Here is a 25,246-nt window from a genome sequence, read left to right as displayed (position 1 = left end):
GAGTTATGTCATCACCAATTATTGTTGCTGTTGATTTTGCTGATGTTAAGTCAGCTTGGAATTTTATTGATCGGGTTGAGCCTAAAGATTGTCGTTTAAAAATTGGTAAGGAATTATTTACTCATGCTGGACCTGAATTCATAAAACAGATTATGAATAAAGGTTTTGAAATTTTTTTAGATCTTAAATTTCATGATATTCCAAATACCGTGGCTAAGGCAGTAGCAGCGGCGGCTGATTTAGGTGTTTGGATGACGAATGTTCATGCTAGTGGCGGAATTCGTATGATGGAGGCTGCAAAAGATGCACTTTATCCTTATGGTAAAGATGCGCCACTTTTAATTGCTGTAACAGTATTAACGAGTATGGAAGCGGCAGATCTTAAAGATATTGGTATTAATGTTTCACCTTTAGAACAAGCAACTAAATTAGCTATACTTGCCAAAAACTGTGGGCTTGACGGTGTTGTTTGCTCTGCTAAAGAAGTACAAAGTTTTAGAACTAGACTTGGTAGTAATTTTAAATTGGTCACGCCGGGTATTCGTCCTTTAGGCTCAGGTCCTGATGATCAGCGTCGTATCATGACACCACAACGCGCTCAAGCGGCGGGCTCCGATTATTTAGTCATTGGTAGGCCAATTACTAAAGCAGAAGATCCTGCTAAAGCATTACAATCTATTTTATCTACCCTTGATTTAAGTAAGAGTTAATTTAATTATGTCAAATAATCCTCTTGTTTATTCGACCGATCAAGGGCGAATTAAACCAATAGAAGAAAAAATATCTCATCCTAAAGGTGATGGTTTTATACGTATTCAAAGACAGACATCCGGTCGTAAAGGCAAGGGCGTATGTGTTATTTCTGGTTTTGATTTGGATGATAATCAATTGTCTAAGTTAGCAGGAGAACTAAAAAAGCGTTGTGGATGTGGCGGCTCTATTAAAGATGGAACGATTGAAATTCAAGGCGATAAACGAGATTTGCTAAGGTCGTTATTAGAAGATAAAGGCTTTAAAGTTAAACTTGCTGGCGGATGATTTAACTGATAAAACACAACTCCCATGTATAAAATTATGGGAGTTATATATTCAAAAATTAATTCGAACGATAAGTGCGCATTTTTTTGCTGATATCGCGACGTTCTTTAGATATTTCAGCATTCTTAATAATATAATCATCAACTCGATCATCATAATCGCTTTTCATATTAGCAATAATAGCTTGAAGTTCTTCATACGTCATATTTGGTTTAATGTATTCACTTAGGTTTTCAAGTAAGAGTACACGTTTTTGGTTATCGCGAATTTTTTTCTCATTATCTGAAATTTCGCGTTTTAATTTATTTAAACGACGTGATAGGCGAATGTATTCTAATACATCTTGAAACGATGGTGCACTTGCTTTTTCCTTGTCCATCTAAAACCCCTTAATTGTAAAAATTGAAAAATAAACCTTGTCTAATTATATACTAATAATTTTCTAAGATCATATTAATTATATTTTTAAATATCATCAGATTTTGTTGGAAAATTCAATAATTAATTGCCTTTTTATGATTTATTTATCGGCATTTGGCATTATTGTTGAATTTAGTCATTAATTTTATACTCAAATGTATGCACTTCCTCAAATATTTTTACAAAAAAGAGAAAAATTAAAACAACTATTAAGAATTATTACAAAATATTATACAATAGCGCAATATTTCTAAAGAATATCTAATGAGAGAATCATAATGAGCTGGATTGAGAAAATTCTAAGTAAAAATAATATATCGTCAGATCATAAAAAGGCGAATATTCCCGGAGGGGTTTGGACCAAATGTAGTAATTGTGAGCAAGTCATTTATCAAGCTGAACTAGATCGTAATTTAGAGGTGTGTCCGAAATGTGATCACCATATGCATATTGCTGCGAGAGTTAGATTATACCGATTTCTAGATGAAGGTTCAGATGTTGAAATCGGTGCAGAACTTGCTCCAAAAGATATCTTAAAATTTAAAGATACTAAAAAATATAAAGATCGGTTAACTGCTGCTCAAAAAGATACCCGTGAAAAAGAAGCTATGGTGGTTATGAAAGGCACACTACTTGGTATTCCTGTTGTGGTTGCTTGTTTTGAGTTTGCATTTATTGGAGGCTCAATGTCTTCAGTTGTTGGCGCATTATTTACTCGTGCTGCTGAACAAGCTATTGCCGATAAGTGTCCACTAATCTGTTTTTCAACTAGTGGTGGTGCGCGAATGCAAGAAGCTCTCTTTTCATTAATGCAAATGGCAAAAACGAGTGCTATTTTGGCTAAAATGCAAGATGAAGGTTTACCTTATATTTCAGTTATGACTGACCCTACAATGGGCGGTGTATCAGCAAGTTTAGCGATGCTCGGTGATATTAATATTGCTGAACCAAAAGCGTTAATAGGTTTTGCTGGTCCTCGGGTTATTCAACAAACCGTTCGAGAAACGTTACCTGAAGGCTTTCAACGTAGTGAGTTTCTGCTCGAAAAAGGGGCTCTTGATATGATTATCCACCGTAAAGATATGCGACCAAAGATTGCTGGTTTGATCGCAAAATTAATGAAACTTCCAGCCCCTTTTTATGATGTCACTAATAATGAAACAATGTAACTAATCATGCAAGTAGAAAAACCTAATGCCTTGTCTGACTTATCAGCATGGCTTTGTTATCTAGAACAACTACATCCCTCGACAATTGATCTGGGTTTGGAGCGTGTCAAAACTGTTGCTCAGCGCCTTAATTTATTGCAACCAGCACCTTATATATTTACGGTTGCTGGTACTAATGGTAAAGGAACAACTTGTAAAACACTCGAGATGATATTACTTGCAGCCAATTTACATGTTGGTGTTTATAGTTCTCCTCATTTATTACGTTTTACAGAACGAGTACGAATTGATAATCAAGAATCAACAGAGCAAGAAACGATAAATGCATTTACACAAATTGAGAATGCGCGCGGTGAAATCTCACTTACCTATTTTGAATATGCTACTCTCGCTGCACTGTACCAATTCAAACAGGCTAAATTGGATGTTGTTATTTTAGAAGTCGGTTTAGGTGGTAGGCTTGATGCAACTAATATTGTCGATGCTGATGTTGCAATTGTGACAACAATAGGTATTGATCATGTTGATTATTTAGGTAGTACTCGTGAAAGTATAGGTCGAGAAAAGGCAGGTATCTTTAAGTCTAAAAGTATTGCTGTTGTGGGAGAACCAGATATGCCTATGTCAATTTTAGATGTAGCTAAGTCAGTTAATTGTCCTATTCATAGTATTAATCATGATTGGTCTTATGAGCAAAAAAGTAACGATAAATGGGATTTTTATTCTAGTCGATGTCAATATCAATCTTTACCAATTCCTAAAGTGCCTTTAGCTAACGCTGCAACAGCAATTGCAGCTTTGAGTTATTCATCGATCCAAATTGAAACAAGACAAATAAATGAAGGTTTATTGAATTCAAGTCTAGTTGGACGATTTCAGACAATAAATACAGACCCACTTGTAATAATTGATGTCGCTCATAATCCCCATGCGGCTGACTATTTAATAAAGCAATTAGCATTATTGCGGTCAGAAAAAAAACATTTAGGTAAAGTTAGATTTGTTATTGCTATGCTTAAAGATAAAGACATTAAAAGTACTTTGTCTATATTGAAAGGGGATGCTTGGTATTGTGCCTCACTTTATGGCGAACGAGGATGCCGTAGTGAAGTATTGAAACAATATTTAATAGAGGATAATAAGCTTAATGTATCAACATTTGATAGCGTTTTAGATGCTTATCAAATGGCTCTACAATATGCTAAAAAAGATGATATCATAGTAGTATGTGGTTCGTTTTATACGGTATCTGATGTTTTAGCTAATATAGCGGATTAAGTTTAATTAATCATGATGAAAAATAAAAAAAGTAGCAGTACTAATCAAAATAGAATAAGAAATCAACTAGTTGGTTTTGCAACATTATTGTTAATTTTAGCTGTAATAGCGCCATGGATCCTAATAGATAAATCTAATCAACGAACTTTAGCTACTCCAATTTTACAACCAGAAATAGTTAATCAACAAAATCAACTCATAAATTCATCTAATGAGTCAAGTTATGAATTTGACAATATTAATAATATACCTAACACTTCGTATATTTCGGGTGTAGATCAAAATTCTAACCCATTGACGTTACCGAATATTTCCGAAAATGACGAGTCAGATTCGACAGTTTCAGTTTCAGGACAAGAAACCAAAACATTTATGATTCAACTAACAGCGTTAAAAAATAAACAAAAAATTGAAGAACTTGTTGCATTGTTGAGATTAAATAATTATAACGTGAGGCTCGTACCTAAAAATCCAGAACCGAATCAAGTAATTAAATTACAAGTTGGCCCATATGCAAAAAGGGAACAAGCAGAACAAATTATTACTAATTTAAATAATTTGACAAAATTGAAAGGGATTATTGTAGCTAATTAAGAATTATCTTTTTATATCAAAGATAATTCTTAATTTATAACTTTACAAATTTACAAATAGTATTATTTACGATAATTAGCGGTAAAAAATATTTTTAAACATAAAATAGCGGATTATTATGATGAATTGGGTTGATATTACAATTATAGGTATTATTGCTTTTTCAGCTTCAGTTAGTATTGTTCGAGGTTTTATACGAGAAGCTTTATCTCTTGTTAGTTGGGGATTAGCTTTTTTTATAGCAGGTCATTTTTATACTTACATCACTCCATACATGACCTACTTTGATAGCGATATCATTCGCATTGCAGTAGCAATTACTATCCTTTTTTTTGCTACATTATTAGTATGCTCAGTTGTCTCTTATGTTATTGGTCAATTAGTTCAAAAAACTGGCTTATCCGGCACTGACCGAGTTTTAGGTATATGTTTTGGAATTTTGCGTGGTATTTTAGTTGTTGCAGCATTACTCTTTTTCATTGATACCTTTACGCCATTATCAAAATCACCTTATTGGACTAATTCACAGCTTATTCCTCATTTTCATTTTATTATTCGTTGGTTTTTTGATTATATCCAAAATTCATCATCTTTTTTAGTTCGGTAAGCTTGAGGTAGTCATTATATGTGTGGTGTTGTAGGTATTGTAGGAAGTAGTACGGTCAACCAATCAATTTATGATGCATTGACTGTGTTGCAACATCGAGGACAAGATGCTGCAGGTATTGTTACAATTGATGATCAAAATCGCTTTCGTATGCGAAAAGCGAATGGTCTCGTTAAAGATGTATTCCAAGAACATCATATGCAGCGTTTACAAGGTAATTTAGGGATTGGTCATATACGTTATCCAACAGCCGGAAGTTCCAGCCCATCGGAAGCACAGCCCTTTTATGTCAATTCACCTTATGGTATCGCTCTTGCTCATAATGGTAATTTGACTAATACCGATAAACTACGTAATAAAGTTTTTGAGTTAGCTAGGCGTCATATTAACACTAATTCCGATTCCGAAGTTTTACTCAACATTTTTGCCAGCGAACTCGATAAATTTCCAACTTATCCTCTTAGCCCAGATAATATTTTTACCGCAATTCATAATGTACATATGATTATTAAGGGAGCCTATGCTTGTGTAGCAATGATTATAGGACATGGTTTGGTTGCTTTTCGAGATCCTTATGGAATCCGTCCGTTAGTTATTGGTAGAAGAGTTTTAGAAAATCAAAAAATTGAATATATGGTTGCCTCAGAAAGTGTGGCATTAGATATTCTTGATTTTAAGTTTATGCGTGATGTTGAACCTGGCGAAGCGATTTATATCACTCAAGATGGGCAATTATATTCACAGCAATGTTCAGATAATCCTCAATACTATCCATGTATTTTTGAATATGTTTATTTTGCAAGACCGGATTCGTTGATGAATGGTGTATCTGTTTATCAATCTCGCATTTTAATGGGACAAAAATTAGGGCAAAAAATAGCAAATGAATGGAAGGATGTTGATATTGATGTTGTCATACCGATTCCAGAAACATCATGTGATGCGGCGCTTGAGATAGCAAGAATACTAAATAAGCCTTATCGACAAGGATTTGTTAAAAATCGTTATGTTGGACGAACATTTATTATGCCCGGACAAACGGTACGTAAACTTTCCGTAAGAAGAAAACTCAATGCAAATCGTATTGAATTTGAAGGTAAAAATGTTCTCTTAGTTGATGATTCAATCGTACGAGGTACTACATCAGAAAAGATTCTTGAAATGGTTCGCTCGTGTGGTGCGAAGAAAATTTATTTGGCTTCTGCCGCACCAGAAATAAGGTATCCTAATGTTTACGGTATTGATATGCCTGTTGCGAGCGAATTAATTGCTTATAATCGAACTGTTGATGAGATAGCTAAAGATATCGGTGCTGATAAACTTATTTTTCAAAATCTTTCTGATTTAATTGATTCAATTAAAATCCTAAATCCAAACATAACACATTTGGAGTGTTCTGTTTTTAATGGGAAATATATTACCGAAGGTATTGATGATAACTATTTGTCTTCGCTAGAAATAAACAGAAGCGATAAGATTAAGTTAACACCAACTAAAGAATCAGAAAATCTAGAAATTTATAATGAAGGTCAATAAAAAATCATCTAAAATGAAAAAAATGTTAAAAACAGATGAATTATTAGACGGTTTGCCTGTTTTTTTCATCCAATCAATTTGTTACACATTCCTAATCATAACAAGAAAGTAATTTTAAATTAGTTATTACAATGTTTATTAAGTTGAACAATTAGTTTACTAAAATCATACTATTCTTATTTTTATTTAACTTTATGAAAAATAAATAAATTATATTTGTTTACAAAAATTAATCAAAAAATACGTAAATTTATTTTGATTTATGACAATTTTGTAATATCATCCCCCTCGTATAAAGGGTTTTGAATAATTTTAAAATCCTTAAAAAAATAAATATGGAAAGAAAACAAATTTAAAGCATTTTTATCCAGAATAAATTAATAATAGAATTTAATGGTAGATGAGCTTTATTAACAAATAAAAAAAGAACTTGTTACTGCGTAGCATTGTGTCGGTGAAATATAAGGAATAATTAAGATGAGAAATAATCTTAATTTAAAAGTTATCTCTACACTAATTATCATGGCTTTAGGCTGCCAAATGAGTTGGGCAGTCGATAATACTGTTTCTGAAACAGTAACGGCAATTGATAGTAATAAAGTGATCGAGTTAAAAGATGGTATGAAGGTGCGTGAAATGGTCAATAACCAGCAACGTAGCCTATATCAAATAGCACTTTTAAGCGGTGTCTCTGTTTCAGAATTAAGAGAGATGAATGCTGGTCGTTATGATAAAAAAGATGTGGTAGAAGTTGGAGAGCGTTTAGTGCTCCCTGAAAACTCTCCTATATTGCCTGCATTGAAAAAAACAGATTCTGGTAGTCAAGATAAATATGCTAATTTGCCTAAATTAGGTTCGGATGATAATTATGACGTTAAAGCTGATAAAGATGCTTTAGCAAGCCAAGTTGCATCAACTTTACAGACTTTAGCTACTCAAGATTGGAAGCAAATCACCTCTTCTGAGAATGGCGGCATATCTGGGCATGTAAAAAATAAAGCAAAAGATTATGCTGAAGATTATGTACGTAATAGTGTAAGAAACCAAGTTGTTGATCCATTAAAAGGTGCTGCGCAAGACTTTTTAGGGCAATTTGGTACTGCACAATTACAGTTTGATATCAGTGACACAGGGTCATTTAATAATATCAATGCCAAACTATTTAGTCCTTGGTACGACACCGAAGATACTTTGATCTTTACTCAATTGTCTTTTCAAGAATATGAGCATAATCGACGTATTGGTAACTTTGGTATTGGTCAACGCTGGGATGTAGCTGATAAAACATGGTTATTAGGTTATAACGTATTTTTAGACCACGATTTTCAACGTTCTCATAACCGTTTAGGTATTGGTGCTGAAGCTTGGACAGACTATATGAAGTTTGCCATTAACTATTATCACCCATTATCTGATTGGAAAAATTCAAAAGATTTTGATGATTATTTAGAACGCGCAGCTAGAGGATTTGATATTCGTTTCCAAGGATACTTGCCACAATATCCACACTTAGGTGGTTCATTGATGTATGAACAATACTATGGTGATAAAGTAGCATTATTTGGTAAAGATAATTTACAAAAAGATCCTAGAGCTGTAACTGCGAGTATTGATTACACGCCTGTTCCTTTATTTACGGTTAAAGCCGAACATAAACGTGGTCAAGATAGTAATAAAGAAACTAAAGCTGAACTAACCATGAATTACCGTATTGGAATGCCTCTAAAAGACCAGATGGATCCCGATATGGTTCAAGCCGCTCGTTCAGTTAAAGGTAGTCGTTATGATCTTGTTGATCGCAATAATTACATTGTTCTTGAATATAAAGAAAAGAAAATGAGTGTTGATTTAGGGCTTGAATCACTGCAATTATTGGAAGGTGAGACTTATGACGTTAGCATTGGCGTTCATAATGCTAAAGGTATACGCAGTGTCTCATGGTCTGGTGATATGATGGAAATTGATGCGGGCGGTGGTTTCTTATGTTTTGCAACAGGAACATGTAATTCTTCAAACTGGTTAACACCTCATACCAATATTAACAATTGGAAAATTGTAGCGCCGGATTATGTTGATTCTACTGGTCAACGTCGTCCTATAAGCACTAAAGGTAAATACACATTGGCGGTAACAGTTACCGACGAAAAAGGTAAATCTGCAACATCTAACTCAATTTCATTTGAAGTATTACCAAATCTAAATACACGTAAAGTTGGGGTCTGGGTAATAGATGAAAATGGAAATAAGGTTTCAATGGCTAACAGACCGGCTGATGGTCAAAGTGCAATCACTATTTTTGCAACATTAGTTAAACCTAAAGTAGATGTCGGATCGATTACTTCTGAAGATGATGTAGAAGGTTTTAGTGATGAAGAACTAATGAATAGTATACCTGATAATTTTGCATCAGTACTAAAAGGGTGGTCAGCTACAAGCAATGGAAAAAAAGTGGCTTTAATTGATGGTACCTCAGGTAATGTTAATGCTTGCCCATCACAAGAACCTTGTGTCATTGTAAAAGGTTTTGAAAAAGTTAAGATGGGACAAAAAGTATCTGCTAATGCTGCAACGGCAGCTAATATTGATGCGATAGGTGATACTTACATTTTAGATGTCGCCTCAAATCTTGCTGGTGTTGTTGAATTTGCAATTGCTATTGATAGATTTGGTACCTCTTTCAATAAAGCTAAGGTTAATTTTACAGGTGGTAAAGCTAATACTATTAAAGTTTACCGCGCAGATGGCGTATTAGTAGCAGAAAACACAGGTAATTCTCTTAACTTTGACCCAAATGGTGTTAAAGAATGGATGGTCGATAGTGAGTATTATGTAAAGGCTTATGGTGTTGATGGTCAGGAACTTCCTACTCCATTTACTGTTTGGTCACTTGTCGGTTCCAATGAACAGGCTTGCCCAGGCAGTGCTGCAACTTCTGCATTACCAAGCTATGAGGAAAATCCAAATGGTCCATGGTTTAATGTTGCTATGGGGCCTAATGCTCACTACACAATAAGAAGCAAGAAAACATTGAGTTATGCAACAGCAGGTAAAGGTGTTGCTCCTGTTGCTGGTGCACCTGCTCATTTGAATTTAGAACAGTCGGTTACACCTTCACCGTTAGCGTGTGCGGGAGATCAAGGTTTTAAATTGCAAGTAACAATTACAGATTATAACTAATTAGTCATGCGTATAAGTAATATGAAGATATAATAATAGGTTTTAGGTTAACGAATGATTTCGGTAGCTTATATTTGGGAACACCAACAAAAGTGTTGTATTCATTTAAATACAACATATTCAATTTAAAAATAAAAATAGGAAGTTAAACATGAAAAATTTAACAATCAAAAAAATTGCATTTGGCTTATTATTAGCAGGTTATGCATCAAGTAGCGCATTTGCAACATTACATGCAACAACTAACGAAACAATACATGGTAATGCACCTGTTCTTTCCAAAATAAATGGCGATGTTGCTGATCATACTATTACTGTAACCTTTACTACTGATGCTGCTGGTAACAATAACATTGGAGCAAATGACAATGTTAAAGTTGGTGATTATATGAAAATTTCATATAAATTACTAGACAGCGATGGTGATGTAGATAATGGAAATATCAAAGATTCTCTTACTGTTTATATAAGACAAAAAGATAGCGCTGGTAATTACGGAGCTTGGACACCAATTGCAGGAGCAGATCTTCAAGGTCTTTCATTTACAACTGCTCAAAGTGTAAATGGTGTACAATCAGGTTCTATTATATTTGAAATTGATGATAAATTTGCTGGTGCTGATCAAATTGGTTTTAAATTACAAGAACGTACCGAATTTGGTTTACCTAGCACCAATCAATGGTTGAGTATCTCAGACGTTTGGTCATCAGAACTTCCGCAAGTATCTACAGATGGCACTGAACCAGATGGACTACCTTCTGATCCAAAAGGTCCAGGTGATCAAGCACCAGGTAAAGGTCCTATTATTAGTGATACCTTTAAAGTTGGTATCTTTAAATATGACGCAAATGATCAGTTAGATACTTCAGTTAACTATGCTAAAGCTGGTGCAACTAACCCTCAATACGGCGATAAATTTGGTGCTGTAGTTTGGAATGATGCTGATAGAAACGATAGCATTGATTCAGGAGAGTTAATTAAAACTTCAGCTTATACATATAAATGGACACTTGACGGTACTTATTTAGACACTAATGCCACTACTGATGAGTTAGCTTCAAGCACTACAACAGCTCAAGGCGATACTATTTACTTAGGTAGCACAACAGCAAATCATAACTCAATATATAACACAGCCTACAAAGCAGGTGCTCAAGGCTATCATTTGAGAGTTGAAACTAACGAATAAATATAAGTAATACTAATTACTTTAAATATTATTAAAACCACTCATATGGGTGGTTTTTCTTTACTATTAAAAAATATTTATTGATGTATATATTATTGTAAGTTATTTAAATAAAATAAAACTGCATATTATAATGTTGCAAATAATCATAATTTTTAATCTTTAAGCTAATTTATATAATTTTATTACATGATTTATCCTCACGATTATTAGCCAAATAAAATTAAAAAATGAAATGATTCTTCTTATTTTTAAATGGATGCTTTAGAATACTAACCAATTCCAAATAATATTAATTTATCATGATTATTCCTTGGCAAAATCTTGACCCGCAAACATTAGATAACATAATTGAATATTTTGTGTTACGTGAAGGTACCGATTATGGTCTGCAAGAAAAATCCCTCCAAGAAAAGGTTACTCAAGTAAAATCTCAATTAATTGATGGAACTGTGGCAATTTTTTGGTCTGAATTACACCAAACAGTTGATATTAAACTTGTTAAATAATGGCTAAAATCCTTATCGCTTAGTATATGATTTATTGTCCAACTTTGTTATAGTGTGTAGGTTGTAAATTGAATGGAGAGAAAGGAATAATGATTGGTAAACAGCAAACGGATACAACATTAGAGTGGTTTTTATCCCATTGCCATATTCATAAATATCCAGCTAAAAGTACCCTAATTCATCAAGGTGAAAAAGCAGAAACTCTCTATTATATTGTAAAAGGATCTGTAGCCGTATTGATTAAAGATGATGAAGGTAATGAAATGATATTATCTTATTTGAATCAGAATCAATTTTTAGGTGAATTAGGTCTTTTTGAAGAAGGAACAGAGCGAAGTGCTTGGGTTAAAGCGAAAACAAGTTGTGAAGTAGCTGAAATCTCTTATAAGAAATTTAAGCAACTAGTTCAGGTCAATCCCGATATTTTAATGAAACTTGCCAGCCAAATGGCTAGTCGCTTACAAGTAACATCTGAAAAGGTTAGCAATTTAGCGTTTCTTGATGTTGCCGGTCGTATTGCACAAACCTTATTAAATCTGGCTAAACAACCTGATGCTATGACACATCCTGATGGTATGCAAATTAAAATTACTCGTCAGGAAATAGGTCAGATTGTTGGATGTTCTCGTGAGACTGTCGGTCGAATTTTAAAAATGCTTGAAGATCAACATTTAATTTCTGCTCATGGTAAAACTATTGTTGTTTATGGAACACGCTAAGTGATTAAACAAATCTTTAATAACAAGTTGATAAAATGATTTATATGACACGGTATATTTCATGATTCAAGAAAGATACATTCCTAACCATGTAGCGATCATTATGGATGGAAATGGTCGCTGGGCACAGCAACGAAAACAATTACGTGCAGTTGGACATAGAGCTGGTTTAAAAGCAGTACGTAAAATAGCTACCTATGCTGCAACTCTTGGTATAAAAGTTTTAACGTTGTATGCTTTTAGTAGTGAAAATTGGAAACGCCCAGCAAGTGAAGTTTCTGCTTTAATTTCTTTGTTTATTTATGCTTTGAATCGTGAAATGAAAAGTTTACACAAAAATAATGTTCGATTAAATATTATTGGTAATATTTCTCAATTTAATGAAGATTTGCAAAATATGATTATTAATGCAGAACAATTAACGAAAGATAATTCTGGATTAGTTTTGAATGTTGCTGCAAATTATGGTGGTCGTTGGGATATCTTACAGTCAACTAAAAAAATGGCAAAGCAAGTCTTAGATGGTAAAATAACGTTAGATGATATTACTGAAGAACGATTTAATTCGGAAATAAGTATGCATGAGTTTCCTGAAGTAGATTTAGTTATTCGCACTGGCGGTGAATATAGAATCAGTAATTTTTTATTATGGCAGATCGCTTATTCTGAACTTTACTTTACTGATGTTTTATGGCCAGACTTTAATCAAACGTTATTTGACAAAGCAATTGATGCCTTTAATACCAGAGAGCGGCGTTTTGGTGGTATACCTATAGAGGAACATTCATGTTAATTCAACGATTACTTGCTGCAATTGTGCTAATTCCACTTGTAATTATTCTACTTTTTTTTACGCAATTATCGGTATTCGCTTATATCATGATTGCTGTTGTCGGTATAGCTGCATGGGAGTGGTCACAGTTTTTGCATATAACTAATAAGTATTCAAGACTAATGTTTGCTTTTTTTATTGCAGTTATATTAGCTTTGTTATATTTTATGCCAATCTCTTTTGAACTAAAATCCAAACTGTATAATATTATATTATCACTTTCAATTATCTGGTGGTTAGTTGCATTATACCTAGTAATAAGTTATCCCAAAACCATACATTATTGGTCTAATGTTGCTGTAAAATTAACTTTTGCTTTTTTTACGTTAGTTCCATTTTTCCTTAGTATGATAGCGTTAAGATCCATTAACTATCATTCAAATTGTTATACAGGAGCAATCTTGCTGTTATATGTATTTGTGCTAGTATGGGCAACAGATACTGGAGCTTACTTTGCTGGGCGAATTTTTGGTAAACGAAAATTAGCACCGAAAGTTTCCCCAGGTAAAACTGTAGAAGGTTTCATTGGTGGCATTAGTGTCGCGTTTTTAATTAGCTTGATTGTTTATTATTCTAATTTGTTCAATATAAAATTTAACGTTTTTTTTATCAGTTCTTTTTTTGCTGTCTTGGTTTCAGTATTAGGTGATTTAACTGAAAGTATGTTTAAACGTGAAGCAGGCATTAAAGATAGTGGTAATTTAATACCAGGACATGGCGGTATTTTAGATAGAATTGATAGTTTAACAGCCGCTGTTCCAATTTTTACAGTACTATCTTTATATTTATCATAGAGAGGTAATATATTTTGCTCTGGTCGTTGCTGCTATTTATCCTTACTATGGGTATTTTAGTCACAGTACATGAATTTGGGCATTTTCTTATTGCTCGTTTATGTGGTGTTCATGTTGAATGCTTTTCAATTGGTTTTGGTAAAAAAATATGGTCACATAAATTTTCAAGTGGAACTGAATTCGTAATTGCTATGATTCCTCTTGGTGGTTATGTTAGAATGCTTAATGAAGATGTAAAAAAAACTTCAAACCATGATAAAAAATTTGCTTTTAATAGAAAAAAAATTTGGCAAAAAATGGCAATCATATTCGCAGGGCCTTTTGCCAACTTTGTTTTAGCTGCGATAATTTATTGGATAATTTTTTTAAACGGAGTAATGGTTTATCCCGTAAAAGTAAAAGATACCATTGCTAATACCCCTGCTTCTACATTGTATATGCCTTATGGAGCAGAACTAAAAACTATTAATAATATTAATATTAATAGCTGGAATGATGTAAATTTAGCGTTGATATCTGTATTAGGTAAAAATAGTGTATCTTTATCTTATATTGATACAGATAATAATGATAACCCAACAGAAATTACAAAAAGTGTTGATATTAGCCATTGGTATTTTGACATAGAAAAAGAATCGTCCATTACGGCATTTGGTTTTCTTCCTAAAACGTTGGAAGTTTATCCAATTTTGAGTAAAATTGTACCAAAATCGGCTGCAGAAAAAGCTGGATTACAAGTAGGTGATGAAATTATCAGTTACAATAATCATCTTTATACAAATTGGAATGATTTTTCTGATGAAATAAAAAAAGCAAATGCAATGGTATTAAAGGTTAAGCGAGATAATAGTGAAATTTATCTTAATTTAATACCAACAGTTCAGAAAAATGGAGAAGGTGTAGCTGGTTTATATCCTTCCTCAGAGGCAGTAGTTAAGCAATATGGTTTTTTAGAAGGATTAGGTAAAGGTATTGAACAAACAGTATTAACGACAAAACTAACTGTTGGTTCACTTTATCAGTTAATAACAGGTGTTATTGGTCTTAAACATTTATCAGGGCCTATAACGATAGCAAAAAGCGCAGGGCAAACAGCAAGTTATGGTTTCACTCCTTACTTATATTTCTTAGCATTTATTAGTATAAGTTTGGGTGTTATCAATCTTGCACCATTACCAATATTAGATGGGGGGCAGCTTGTCTTTTTATTGCTTGAAAAGTTAAAAGGGAAAGCTTTATCCGATGAAACCCAAGAGCGATTATTTCGCATAGGTTTTTTTTTATTAATATTGATAATGGGAATTGCACTATTTAACGATTTTTTACGATTGTGATGGGATGAGGTTATAAACATTTACAATGAAAATAAATAAATTACTTATAGCATCTTTGCTGTTCAGTGGTACAGCAATGTATAGTTCCAACGCATTTTGTGTTGATGATTTTATAGTAAAAGATATTGAATTTGAAGGTTTGCAAAGAGTTACTCCTGGCGCTGCATTGCTTGAGATGCCTGTCCAAGTTGGCGATTATGTTAATGAAGCTGATTTAGGGCGTATTATCAAATCCCTTTATGCTAGTGGTAATTTTGATAATATCAGTGTTTCCCGAGATGGTAATAAATTGATTGTTCATGTTCAAGAGCGTCCAACTATTGCGAGTATCACTTTTTCTGGTAATAAATCAGTGAAGGATGATATGTTGAAAAAAAACTTAGATAGCTCTGGCATTCGGGAAGGTGAAGCATTAGATCGTACTATGCTTTCGGCAATTGAAAAAGGTTTAGAAGATTTTTACTACAGTGTTGGGAAGTATAATGCAAATGTTACAGCTGTAGTTACCCCATTATCTCGTAATCGTGCTGATTTAAAATTGGTAATTGCAGAGGGTAAATCGGCATTAATTGATCAAATCAATATTGTTGGTGCTAAAGCATTTTCTTCAGAAGAACTTATTTCACGTTTTTCATTACGTGATGAAGTTCCATGGTGGAACATGCTTGGTGATCGAAAATATCAAAAACAAAAATTGGCTAGTGATTTAGATGAATTGCAAAGTTTCTATCTAAATCGTGGTTACGCTCGTTTTAATATAGATTCCACGCAAGTAAGTTTAACGCCAGACAAAAAAGGTATTTATGTAACGATTAATATCCATGAGGGTGAACAATACAAGTTATCTGGTATTGATTTTAAAGGAAACTTTTCGGGTCATAAAGATGCGATTGCTAAAATAGCTAATGAGCGCATATCAGTTGGCGATTTATATAATGGTCAGAGAATAACAGATATCGAAGATAATGTTAAACGCTTACTTGCTAATTTCGGTTATGCTTACCCTAGAGTCGTTATTCAGCCAGAATTGAATGATTCAGAACATACTGTAAAACTAATAGTGATGGTTGATGTTGGACAACGTTATTATGTTCGTAATATTAGAATAGTCGGAAATACAGTGACTAGTGAAAGTGTTATCCGCCGTGAGCTTCGTCAAATGGAAGGTTCATGGTTAAGTAACGGTTTAGTTGAGTTAGGTAAGGAACGTTTAAATCGATTAGGTTTTTTTGATACTGTCGAAGCGAATACTGAACGAGTGCCTGGAATAGATGATCAAGTTGATATCATTTATAAAGTTTCTGAGCGTAACACTGGTAGTATTAAATTTGGTGTGGGTATTGGTTCAGATAGTGGTGTTAGTTTTAATGCAGGTATATCGCAAGATAACTGGTTAGGTACAGGCAATAGTGTATCATTTGATATTAACACCACTGATACTGATAAAACGGCCTCTGTTTCAATTGTTGATCCCTATTTTACTGTTGATGGTGTAAGCTTAGGTGGTAGTGTCTACTATAATACTTATAAAGCGGATGATGATGATGAAGAGTCAGAATACTCGAGTAAAACATGGGGAGCATCAGCAAATTTAGGATTTCCAATTAGTGAAAATAATTTCATTCGCTTTGGTACTGAATATGCCAATCATAAATTGTCTGATATGAAAGCTCAATATGGAATGTGGCGTTATTTTGAATCTATGGGTGAAAATATGAAGAATAGACGTTCTATTTCTTTCGACACTAATGATTTATTACTAAATGCTTATTGGACGTATAATTCATTAGATCGAGGATTTTTCCCTACTGATGGTTTAAGAGTGACCGCTAACGCAAAAATAACAGTACCTGTATTTGATAACCGATTCTACAAAGTAATCACTGATGCTTCCTATTATTATCCATTTGATTCTGAACATCATTGGGTTTTCTTAACTCGAGGTCGTTTGGGTTATGGTAATGGTTTTGGTGGTAAAGAGTTGCCATTCTATGAGAACTTTTATGCTGGTGGTTCGACTGTACTACGTGGTTTTAAAGCCAACACTGTTGGTCCTAAAGCAGTTTATTTTAATAGTGATGATGGTTGTAGTGGTTTAGATAATACAAGTAATTGTAAAAGATCGAAGGATGCAGTTGGTGGTAATACTTTAGCATTTGTTAGTACAGAGTTGATCGTTCCTACTCCATTTGCTGGAGAAAAATATACAGATAGCATTCGTACCTCTGTATTCTTTGATGCTGGTACAGTATGGGATACTGAGTGGAATTTTAAGAACAAGGATATTCCAGATTATAGTTCACCTTCTGATATAAGAATGTCGGCAGGATTGGCTGTTCAATGGATGTCACCATTAGGTCCATTAGTTTTTTCTTATGCCCAACCGCTTAAGAAATATAATGGTGATTCAGCTCAACAATTCCAATTTAATATCGGTTCGACATGGTAAATCCATGTCAAAATTAATAAATAGACATAGGTGAAGAAAGTGAAAAAAATTATATCCGTTCTTAGTATAAGTGCTGCATTACTGTTTACTGGTATAGCAAATGCAGAAGTCAAAATCGGGGTTATTGATGTAATGTCTGTATTGCAAAATATGCCTGAACGAGAAACAGTTGGACAGGCTTTAAATAAAGAATTTGAAGCCAGAGAAAAATCATTGCGTGAAGAAGAAAAGAAAGCTAGTGATGCGGCAGCTCGTTTAAAGAAAGATGGTTTAACATTATCAGCTTCTGAAAAAACAAAGTTAAATAAAACAATTTCAGATTTTGAAAATAAAGCACAAGCGTTTACTACAGATTACCGCAAACGCGAATCAGAAGAAGTGGGTAAATTATTAACTAAAATCCAAGAAGCTGTTAAAAGTATTGTTACTACAGAAAAATACGATATTATTTTAAAAGCAGAAGCTACATTATCAGCATCGGATGCGGTAGATATCACTAATAAAGTATTGGAAAAGGTTAAAAAATAATGTTTGCTTTCCGTTTAGAACAGTTGGCTAAACAATTTGATGCAAAGTTATATGGTGATGGTAATATAACTATCACAGGTATTGCATCAATGAAAAGTGCAGTATCAGGACAGATTACTTTTTTGTCCGATAAAAAATTGCAGAATAATTTATCAGAATGTAAAGCTTCTGCCGTAGTAATGACAGAAGAAAGTCTTAAGTATTGGCAAGGTGCTGCATTAATTGTAAAAGATCCTTATTTTACTTATGCAAAATTAGCTCAGTACTTTGATACAACACCTACACCAGCTAAAGATATAGCAGTATCAGCGGTAATTGATTCATCTGCTCAGTTAGGCAGTAATATTTCAATTGGTGCAAATGCTGTTATCGAAAGTGATGTTGTATTAGGTGATAATTGTGTTATTGGTGCGGGTTGTTTTGTAGGTAAAGGTACAAAGATAGGTGCAAATACAAAATTATGGGCTAATGTCACGGTTTATCACAACTGTATTATTGGAGACAATTGCTTAGTTCAATCAGGAACGGTCATAGGAGCGGATGGATTTGGTTATGCTAATGATAAAGGAAACTGGATTAAAATTCCTCAATTGGGGCGTGTTGTCATTGGCAATAATGTAGAGATAGGTGCATCAACCACAATAGATAGAGGTGCGCTGGATGATACGATTATAGGTAATGGTGTTATTATTGACAATCAATGCCAAATCGCTCATAACGATATAATTGGTGATCATACCGCAGTTGCGGGAGGCGTTATTATGGCTGGTAGCTTAACTATTGGTCGTCACTGTCTAATCGGTGGAGCAAGTGTTATTAATGGACATATGGAAATATGTGATCAAGTAACCGTCACTGGCATGGGAATGGTGATGCGTCCTATCACCGAACCTGGTGTATATTCATCTGGGATCCCACTACAAGAAAATAAAGTATGGCGAAAAACCGCTTCGTTAGTGTTACATATTGATGAAATGAATAAACGTTTGAAAGCGCTTGAGAAGAAACTATTAAATGTCTCGACGTAGACGTTTACGGTCGGTATAATGCTCGCCTATTTTATAAATTTGTTGGCTCAATTATCAATTTAAAATAATCATGAGCAGATATTATTCAATAATTTCGAGGTATAAAGATGCAAGTTTCGGTGGAAACAACAAAAGGTTTAGGTAGACGTTTATCCATTACCATTAAATCAGAAGATATTAAAAAAGCAATTGATAAAGAGCTGATTAAAACTGCAAAAAAAGTACGAATTGATGGTTTCCGCAAAGGAAAAGTACCTTTAAAAATTGTTGAACAACGCTATGGTGCGTCGATTTTACAAGATGCATTAAGTGACTTAATGCAACAAAATTTCATTGAAGCGATTGTTCAAGAAAAAATAAATCCAGTAGGTGCACCAACTTATACTCCAACAGAATATAAAGATGGAGAAGATTACACCTTTACTGTTGAATTTGAGGTTTACCCTGAAGTTAAAATCAAAGATCTAGATAAGATCGAAGTTGAAAAACCAGTAGCCGAAGTTGTTGATGCTGATGTTGAAACTATGATTGAAACATTACGTAAACAACAAGGGACTTGGAAAGAAGTTGATCAATCAGCTAAAGAACAAAATCGTGTAACTTTAGATTTTGTTGGTCAAGTTGATGGTGAAGAATTCGAAGGCGGTAAAGCTAATGATTTTGTATTAGTTTTAGGTCAAGGTAGAATGATTCCTGGGTTTGAAGATGCTATTTTAGATCATAAAGCTAATGACCAATTTGATATTAACGTAACATTCCCAGAAGATTATCATGCGGAAAATTTAAAAGGTAAGCCTGCAGTATTTTCTGCAACATTGAAAAAAGTGGAAGAGCTTGAACTTCCAGAGCTTACTGAAGATGTCATTAAACGGTTTGGTATCGCAGATGGTACAGTTGAAAGCTTACGTATTGAAGTACGAAAAAATATGTCGCGCGAACTTAATGCAACTATTCGTAATAAAATTAAAGCACAAGTTATTGATGGTTTAGTTAAGAATAATGAAATTGATGTTCCTTCTGCATTAGTTGAACGCGAAATTGATGTATTACGTCAACAAGCCGTATCTCGATTTGGTGGAAACATGAAGCAATCAATGGATCTTCCTAAAGAATTATTCGAAGCTGAAGCTAAACGTCGTGTATCAGTAGGTTTATTATTTAGTGAAATTATTGAAAGTAATAAAATTAAAGCTGATGATACAAAGGTTAAATCATTAATTGATGAAATTGCTTCTGCTTACGAAGATCCTAAAGAAGTTTTAGAATATTACAGTAAAGATAAGAAAGCGATGGATAATATTCGGTCTGTAGCGATTGAAGATCAAGTAGTTGATTTATTATTAGCTAGTGCTAAAGTAACCGATAAAAATTACTCGTTTTCTGAATTAATGAATCAGCAAGTGGCTTAATATCTATACACTGCTTCATTAAATAAAAAGATTACTTTTAAGCCCAAATAAGAATTATCTGTTTGGGCTATTTTGTTTAATTAGGAGATAAAAATGCCTTTAGAACCATATATGGGTGTGATTCCAATGGTTGTTGAGCAAAGCTCTCGTGGAGAAAGAGCTTACGATATATATTCACGGTTATTAAAAGAGCGAATCATCTTTTTAACAGGACAAGTTGAAGATAATATGGCTAACTTAATTATCGCTCAAATGTTATTTCTAGAAGCTGAAAATCCTGAAAAAGATATCCATTTATATATAAATTCACCAGGTGGTGTTGTTACAGCCGGACTGGCCATTTATGATACTATGCAATTTATAAAACCTGATGTTAGCACAATTTGTTTGGGACAAGCATGTTCAATGGGATCATTGCTTTTAACTGCGGGAACAAAAGGTAAACGATATTGCTTACCTAACGCCAGGGTAATGATTCATCAACCATTAGGCGGTTTTCAAGGACAAGCTTCCGATATTCAAATACATGCACAAGAAATCTTACAAGTAAAAAGCCGTTTAAATAATATTTTGGCAATGCATACTGGTCAAGATATTAGTGTAATTGAAAAAGATACAGATCGTGATAACTTTATGTCTGCCGAAAAAGCAGTTGAATATGGTTTAGTGGATGCCATATATAGTAAACGTTCATAATAAATTAGCTAGGTGGTAAAAGTGAATAATGAAAGCTCAGAAAAATTACTCTATTGTACTTTTTGTGGTAAAAGTGAACATGAAGTTCGCAAACTAATTGCAGGACCATCATCTATTTATATTTGTAATGAGTGTATTGGGCTATGCAATGATATTTTAAAAGAAGAGACAAAAAGTTTTCTCTCACATGAAGAATTTAATAGTAAACCATTACCAACTCCTCATGAAATTCGAAACCATCTTGATGAATATGTTATTGGTCAAGAAAAAGCAAAAAAAGTATTATCTGTAGCAGTTTATAATCATTATAAACGTTTACGTAGTTATGCAAGTCATAATGATGTCGAATTAGGTAAAAGTAATATTTTATTAATTGGTCCAACCGGTAGTGGTAAAACATTATTAGCTGAAACTTTAGCTCGCTTTTTAGATGTTCCTTTTGCGATGGCAGATGCAACAACATTAACAGAAGCAGGGTATGTTGGTGAAGATGTTGAAAATATCATCCAAAAATTATTACAGAGTTGTGATTATGATATTGAAAAAGCACAACGTGGCATAATTTACATTGATGAAATAGACAAGATTTCAAGAAAATCAGATAATCCTTCAATCACAAGAGATGTGTCAGGTGAAGGTGTACAACAAGCTTTATTAAAAATTATTGAAGGTACTATTGCCTCTGTGCCACCCAAAGGCGGACGTAAACATCCTCAACAAGAATTTTTACAGGTTGATACCTCAAAGATTCTGTTTATTTGTGGTGGGGCATTTAGTGGCTTGAATAAAGTAGTAGAAAATCGAGTATCTGTTAATACTGGTATTGGCTTTGGAGCTGATGTTAAAAGCAGTAAAAATAAGGCAACGGAGTCCGAGTTACTCGCTCAAGTTGAATCTGAAGATTTAGTAAAATTTGGTTTGATTCCTGAATTTATTGGTCGATTACCCGTTATCGGTACATTATCAGAATTAGACAAAAATGCCTTAATTAGTATTTTAACTGAACCTAAAAACGCTTTAACTAAGCAGTTTGAAACATTATTTAGGTTAGATGGAGTTGAATTAGAGTTTACTGAAGATGCATTAAACGCTATTGCAATAAAAGCGTTGCAACGTAAAACAGGAGCTCGAGGTTTACGTTCTATTGTTGAAAATATTTTATTAGATACAATGTATGATATACCATCTATGAAGAATATTAAAAAAGTTATTGTTGAACAAGAAACAGTAGAAAAATCCCAAGCACCAGCTTTAATTTACCGAGAAGATGTTGAGTTGTCAGCTTAACTATGAAGATGCTTGTTATTGTTGAAACTTTAACAAGCATGATCTAATTTATATTATATCTAATTACATGTAGATATTGTCAAAATGTTTAAGGAATAGTATATATTTGACTCATAACAATAGGCTTGAATATCTAAAATCAATCCCAATATCAACATAATGGGTTTGTACTATTAGAGAGAAAAAAATGAAAACAAAACAAACTAAACAAATGATTATGCCTATTTTACCATTACGTGATGTTGTGGTATTTCCACATATGGTAATTCCTCTCTTTGTTGGTCGAAATAAATCGATACGTTGTCTTGAGAGTGCAATGGAAATGGATAAACAAGTTTTCCTTGTTACTCAAAAAAATCCATCACAAGATGATCCAGATGTTGATGATTTATACGAAACTGGGACTGTTGCCAATATTTTACAACTGCTTCAACTTCCAGATGGAACAGTAAAAGTTTTAGTTGAAGGTGTTGAAAGAGCTAAAATTGTTGATATTTTAGAACAAAAAGAAGACGACTTTTTTATTGCCAATATCGAAACATTGCATGAAAAAAACAAAAATGATGATTTAAATGAAGCTTTAATGCGAGTTGTACTTTCTAATTTTGATGATTATGCAAAACTGAATAAAAAGGTAACACAAGAAGTTGTTGATTCAATTCGTTTGATTAAAGAGCCTTCACAACTGGCTGATTCTATTGCCGCTACATTATTTTTGAAAGTAGAACAAAAGCAAGAATTACTGGTTACAGCTAATTTGGAAAAACGTTTTGAGTTACTTATTTCATTGATGGAATCTGAAATCGATTTATTGCAAGTTGAAAAAAATATTCGTCAGCGTGTTAAGCAACAAATGGAAAAAGCGCAAAAAGAGTATTATCTTAACGAGCAAATAAAAGCAATTCATAAAGAATTGGGTGATATCGATAATAAACCAGATGAATATGAAGAGTTAAAAAGTAAAATTACCAAAGCTAAAATGCCACAAGAGGCAACAGAAAAAGCTTTGGCTGAACTTAATAAACTCAAAATGATGCCTGCAATGTCTGCTGAAGCAACTGTAGTCAGAGGATATATTGATTGGATGATACAAATTCCGTGGCATAAACGTAGCAAAGTTAAAAAAGATATTGAGGGCGCTCAAAAAATTCTAGATAAAGATCATTATGGTTTAGAAAGAGTTAAAGATCGTATATTGGAATATTTAGCTGTTCAAGGTCGAATTAATAAAGTCAAAGGACCTATATTATGTCTAGTTGGACCTCCTGGTGTTGGTAAAACATCTCTTGGTCAGTCTATCGCTAAAGCAACAGGGCGTAAATATGTTCGAATGGCATTAGGTGGTGTTCGTGATGAGGCAGAAATTCGTGGACATAGAAGAACTTATATAGGCTCTATGCCAGGTAAATTGATTCAACGTATGGTAAAAGTTGGTGTCAAAAATCCATTATTTTTATTGGATGAAATTGATAAGATGGCATCGGATATGCGAGGCGATCCTGCTTCTGCGTTGTTAGAAGTACTTGATCCTGAACAAAATAATGCTTTTAGTGATCACTATCTTGAAGTTGATTATGATTTATCTGATGTAATGTTTGTTGCTACAGCTAATTCGATGAATATTCCTGCACCATTGTTAGATCGAATGGAAGTTATTCGTCTTTCAGGCTATACAGAAGATGAAAAATTAAATATTGCTAAACAGCATCTTATTACTAAACAAATAGAGAATAACGGGTTAAAACCAAAAGAAATTAGTATAGATGATTCAGCTATAATTGGAATTATTCGCTATTATACTCGAGAAGCAGGGGTTCGTAGCTTAGAAAGGGAAATAGCAAAAATTTGCCGTAAAGTTGTAAAACAATTAGCTTTAAATAGCAAGTTAAAAAAAGTGACAATAACTCAGGATAATTTAAAAGATTTTCTAGGAGTACAACGATTTGATTATGGTAAAACCGATAATGAAAATCGAATTGGGCAAGTTATTGGTCTTGCTTGGACTGAAGTAGGCGGTGATTTACTTACAATTGAATCAGTTAGTGTACCGGGTAAAGGTAAATTAACTTATACGGGTTCATTGGGTGATGTGATGCAAGAATCTATTCAAACCGCATTGACAGTGGTTCGTTCTCGTGCTGAAAAATTAGGTATTAATGGTGATTTTTACGAAAAACGTGATATTCATGTCCATGTACCCGATGGTGCGACACCGAAAGATGGTCCAAGTGCTGGTATCGCTATGTGTACATCCTTAATTTCAACGTTAACAGGGAATCCTGTTCGTTCGGATGTTGCTATGACTGGGGAAATTACTTTAAGAGGCGAAGTATTACCTATTGGTGGTCTTAAAGAAAAATTACTTGCAGCACATAGAGGTGGAATTAAAACGGTTGTTATACCGATGGACAATGTGAAAGATCTAGAAGAAATTCCAGATAATGTTAAAGCTGAAATTGATATTTGCCCAGTAAAATGGATTGATGAAGTAATAACAATAGCATTACAAAATAATCCGTTTGGTGTAGAACTTGAACAAGATAAAATTAGTTTAAAACATGCAGCTAAAAAGGCAACTAAACAAATAAAATCTAAAATTCCAGTTCAGACACAATTAAATTAATTGTATTTAATTTTAAAAAGATCAACTTAA

The 25,246-nt window shown here is 33.4% G+C and carries 22 protein-coding genes; 21 read left to right on the top strand and 1 reads right to left on the bottom strand.

The window, feature by feature from the left end; genetic code table 11:
- Positions 1–5 precede the first annotated feature (5 nt).
- A complete protein-coding gene (gene pyrF, locus H3S88_RS01175) occupies positions 6–710 on the top strand; it encodes an orotidine-5'-phosphate decarboxylase (RefSeq protein WP_198226279.1) in 705 nt (234 codons plus the stop codon).
- A gap of 7 nt (positions 711–717) precedes the next feature.
- The gene (gene yciH, locus H3S88_RS01170) at positions 718–1,038 is read left to right on the top strand and encodes a stress response translation initiation inhibitor YciH (protein ID WP_198226281.1); all 321 of its coding nucleotides are present in this window, start codon (positions 718–720) and stop codon (positions 1,036–1,038) included.
- A gap of 58 nt (positions 1,039–1,096) precedes the next feature.
- Here the strand turns inward: yciH and tmaR are convergent, their stop codons facing one another.
- Positions 1,097–1,417 (bottom strand): PTS system regulator TmaR, encoded by a 321-nt coding sequence (gene tmaR, locus H3S88_RS01165; RefSeq protein WP_025316420.1) that lies wholly within the window; start codon positions 1,415–1,417, stop codon positions 1,097–1,099.
- Between the two features lie 319 nt (positions 1,418–1,736).
- Between tmaR and accD the strand changes: the two genes are divergently transcribed.
- From accD to lon, 19 genes are all read left to right on the top strand, one after another.
- Positions 1,737–2,627, top strand: a complete 891-nt coding sequence (gene accD / locus H3S88_RS01160; RefSeq protein ID WP_198226283.1) for an acetyl-CoA carboxylase, carboxyltransferase subunit beta — start codon at positions 1,737–1,739, stop codon at positions 2,625–2,627.
- A 3-nt stretch (positions 2,628–2,630) separates the two neighbouring features.
- Positions 2,631–3,905 carry a bifunctional tetrahydrofolate synthase/dihydrofolate synthase gene (gene folC / locus H3S88_RS01155; RefSeq protein ID WP_370528581.1) on the top strand — a complete coding sequence of 425 codons (1,275 nt, stop codon included), beginning with the start codon at positions 2,631–2,633 and terminating at the stop codon, positions 3,903–3,905.
- A gap of 12 nt (positions 3,906–3,917) precedes the next feature.
- Positions 3,918–4,499 carry an SPOR domain-containing protein gene (locus H3S88_RS01150; RefSeq protein WP_198226287.1) on the top strand — a complete coding sequence of 194 codons (582 nt, stop codon included), beginning with the start codon at positions 3,918–3,920 and terminating at the stop codon, positions 4,497–4,499.
- Positions 4,500–4,620: 121 nt separating this feature from the next.
- Complete coding sequence (locus H3S88_RS01145; protein ID WP_198226710.1) at positions 4,621–5,106, top strand: CvpA family protein; 486 nt, start codon at positions 4,621–4,623, stop codon at positions 5,104–5,106.
- A gap of 18 nt (positions 5,107–5,124) precedes the next feature.
- Positions 5,125–6,642: an amidophosphoribosyltransferase gene (gene purF, locus H3S88_RS01140; protein WP_198226288.1), complete on the top strand. Its 1,518-nt coding sequence runs from the start codon at positions 5,125–5,127 to the stop codon at positions 6,640–6,642.
- Positions 6,643–7,119: 477 nt separating this feature from the next.
- Complete coding sequence (locus tag H3S88_RS01135) at positions 7,120–9,819, top strand: inverse autotransporter beta domain-containing protein (protein ID WP_198226290.1); 2,700 nt, start codon at positions 7,120–7,122, stop codon at positions 9,817–9,819.
- Between the two features lie 151 nt (positions 9,820–9,970).
- The gene (locus tag H3S88_RS01130) at positions 9,971–11,008 is read left to right on the top strand and encodes a hypothetical protein (RefSeq protein ID WP_198226292.1); all 1,038 of its coding nucleotides are present in this window, start codon (positions 9,971–9,973) and stop codon (positions 11,006–11,008) included.
- Positions 11,009–11,310: 302 nt separating this feature from the next.
- Positions 11,311–11,517, top strand: a complete 207-nt coding sequence (locus tag H3S88_RS01125; protein ID WP_198226294.1) for a YheU family protein — start codon at positions 11,311–11,313, stop codon at positions 11,515–11,517.
- Positions 11,518–11,603: 86 nt separating this feature from the next.
- On the top strand, positions 11,604–12,236 hold the full coding sequence (gene crp / locus H3S88_RS01120; RefSeq protein WP_025316411.1) for a cAMP-activated global transcriptional regulator CRP: 633 nt from the start codon (positions 11,604–11,606) through the stop codon (positions 12,234–12,236).
- Between the two features lie 61 nt (positions 12,237–12,297).
- Positions 12,298–13,029, top strand: a complete 732-nt coding sequence (locus H3S88_RS01115) for an isoprenyl transferase (protein WP_198226296.1) — start codon at positions 12,298–12,300, stop codon at positions 13,027–13,029.
- Positions 13,023–13,862, top strand: a complete 840-nt coding sequence (locus H3S88_RS01110; RefSeq protein WP_198226298.1) for a phosphatidate cytidylyltransferase — start codon at positions 13,023–13,025, stop codon at positions 13,860–13,862. The genes H3S88_RS01115 and H3S88_RS01110 overlap by 7 nt, the downstream gene beginning before the upstream one ends.
- 14 nt (positions 13,863–13,876) lie before the next feature.
- Positions 13,877–15,196: an RIP metalloprotease RseP gene (rseP, locus tag H3S88_RS01105; protein WP_198226300.1), complete on the top strand. Its 1,320-nt coding sequence runs from the start codon at positions 13,877–13,879 to the stop codon at positions 15,194–15,196.
- Positions 15,197–15,221: 25 nt separating this feature from the next.
- Positions 15,222–17,645: an outer membrane protein assembly factor BamA gene (gene bamA, locus H3S88_RS01100; protein WP_198226302.1), complete on the top strand. Its 2,424-nt coding sequence runs from the start codon at positions 15,222–15,224 to the stop codon at positions 17,643–17,645.
- A 39-nt stretch (positions 17,646–17,684) separates the two neighbouring features.
- Positions 17,685–18,173, top strand: coding sequence for an OmpH family outer membrane protein (locus H3S88_RS01095; protein WP_198226304.1), 489 nt, complete (start codon positions 17,685–17,687; stop codon positions 18,171–18,173).
- On the top strand, positions 18,173–19,201 hold the full coding sequence (gene lpxD / locus H3S88_RS01090) for a UDP-3-O-(3-hydroxymyristoyl)glucosamine N-acyltransferase (RefSeq protein ID WP_198226307.1): 1,029 nt from the start codon (positions 18,173–18,175) through the stop codon (positions 19,199–19,201). Before H3S88_RS01095 ends, lpxD begins: the two co-directional genes overlap by 1 nt.
- A 107-nt stretch (positions 19,202–19,308) precedes the next feature.
- Entirely contained in the window at positions 19,309–20,610 is a 1,302-nt protein-coding gene (gene tig / locus H3S88_RS01085; RefSeq protein ID WP_198226309.1) for a trigger factor, read from the top strand.
- A 93-nt stretch (positions 20,611–20,703) separates the two neighbouring features.
- Positions 20,704–21,306, top strand: coding sequence for an ATP-dependent Clp endopeptidase proteolytic subunit ClpP (gene clpP / locus H3S88_RS01080; RefSeq protein WP_065737770.1), 603 nt, complete (start codon positions 20,704–20,706; stop codon positions 21,304–21,306).
- Positions 21,307–21,318: 12 nt separating this feature from the next.
- On the top strand, positions 21,319–22,593 hold the full coding sequence (gene clpX, locus H3S88_RS01075; protein ID WP_198226311.1) for an ATP-dependent protease ATP-binding subunit ClpX: 1,275 nt from the start codon (positions 21,319–21,321) through the stop codon (positions 22,591–22,593).
- Between the two features lie 187 nt (positions 22,594–22,780).
- Positions 22,781–25,216 (top strand): endopeptidase La, encoded by a 2,436-nt coding sequence (gene lon / locus H3S88_RS01070; protein WP_198226313.1) that lies wholly within the window; start codon positions 22,781–22,783, stop codon positions 25,214–25,216.
- Positions 25,217–25,246: the final 30 nt, after the last annotated feature.

Origin of the sequence: Gilliamella sp. B14448G11, from assembly GCF_016101765.1 — a bacterium.
Classification (GTDB): Bacteria; Pseudomonadota; Gammaproteobacteria; order Enterobacterales; family Orbaceae; genus Gilliamella; species Gilliamella apicola_N.
Note: the sequence above shows the minus strand (reverse complement) of the source record. Positions and strands in the feature narration are given on the sequence as shown.

Excerpts from the sequence above, each read along its gene's own strand:
- H3S88_RS01150 (WP_198226287.1), top strand. The coding sequence starts at position 3,918 with ATGATGAAAAATAAAAAAAGTAGCAGTACTAATCAAAATAGAATAAGA.
- bamA (WP_198226302.1), top strand. The coding sequence starts at position 15,222 with ATGAAAATAAATAAATTACTTATAGCATCTTTGCTGTTCAGTGGTACA.
- accD (WP_198226283.1), top strand. The coding sequence starts at position 1,737 with ATGAGCTGGATTGAGAAAATTCTAAGTAAAAATAATATATCGTCAGAT.
- tig (WP_198226309.1), top strand. The coding sequence starts at position 19,309 with ATGCAAGTTTCGGTGGAAACAACAAAAGGTTTAGGTAGACGTTTATCC.
- lpxD (WP_198226307.1), top strand. The coding sequence starts at position 18,173 with ATGTTTGCTTTCCGTTTAGAACAGTTGGCTAAACAATTTGATGCAAAG.
- H3S88_RS01135 (WP_198226290.1), top strand. The coding sequence starts at position 7,120 with ATGAGAAATAATCTTAATTTAAAAGTTATCTCTACACTAATTATCATG.
- H3S88_RS01145 (WP_198226710.1), top strand. The coding sequence starts at position 4,621 with ATGAATTGGGTTGATATTACAATTATAGGTATTATTGCTTTTTCAGCT.
- purF (WP_198226288.1), top strand. The coding sequence starts at position 5,125 with ATGTGTGGTGTTGTAGGTATTGTAGGAAGTAGTACGGTCAACCAATCA.
- H3S88_RS01130 (WP_198226292.1), top strand. The coding sequence starts at position 9,971 with ATGAAAAATTTAACAATCAAAAAAATTGCATTTGGCTTATTATTAGCA.
- yciH (WP_198226281.1), top strand. The coding sequence starts at position 718 with ATGTCAAATAATCCTCTTGTTTATTCGACCGATCAAGGGCGAATTAAA.
- H3S88_RS01115 (WP_198226296.1), top strand. The coding sequence starts at position 12,298 with ATGATTCAAGAAAGATACATTCCTAACCATGTAGCGATCATTATGGAT.
- H3S88_RS01125 (WP_198226294.1), top strand. The coding sequence starts at position 11,311 with ATGATTATTCCTTGGCAAAATCTTGACCCGCAAACATTAGATAACATA.
- tmaR (WP_025316420.1), bottom strand. The coding sequence starts at position 1,417 with ATGGACAAGGAAAAAGCAAGTGCACCATCGTTTCAAGATGTATTAGAA.
- H3S88_RS01110 (WP_198226298.1), top strand. The coding sequence starts at position 13,023 with ATGTTAATTCAACGATTACTTGCTGCAATTGTGCTAATTCCACTTGTA.
- pyrF (WP_198226279.1), top strand. The coding sequence starts at position 6 with ATGTCATCACCAATTATTGTTGCTGTTGATTTTGCTGATGTTAAGTCA.
- clpP (WP_065737770.1), top strand. The coding sequence starts at position 20,704 with ATGCCTTTAGAACCATATATGGGTGTGATTCCAATGGTTGTTGAGCAA.
- lon (WP_198226313.1), top strand. The coding sequence starts at position 22,781 with ATGAAAACAAAACAAACTAAACAAATGATTATGCCTATTTTACCATTA.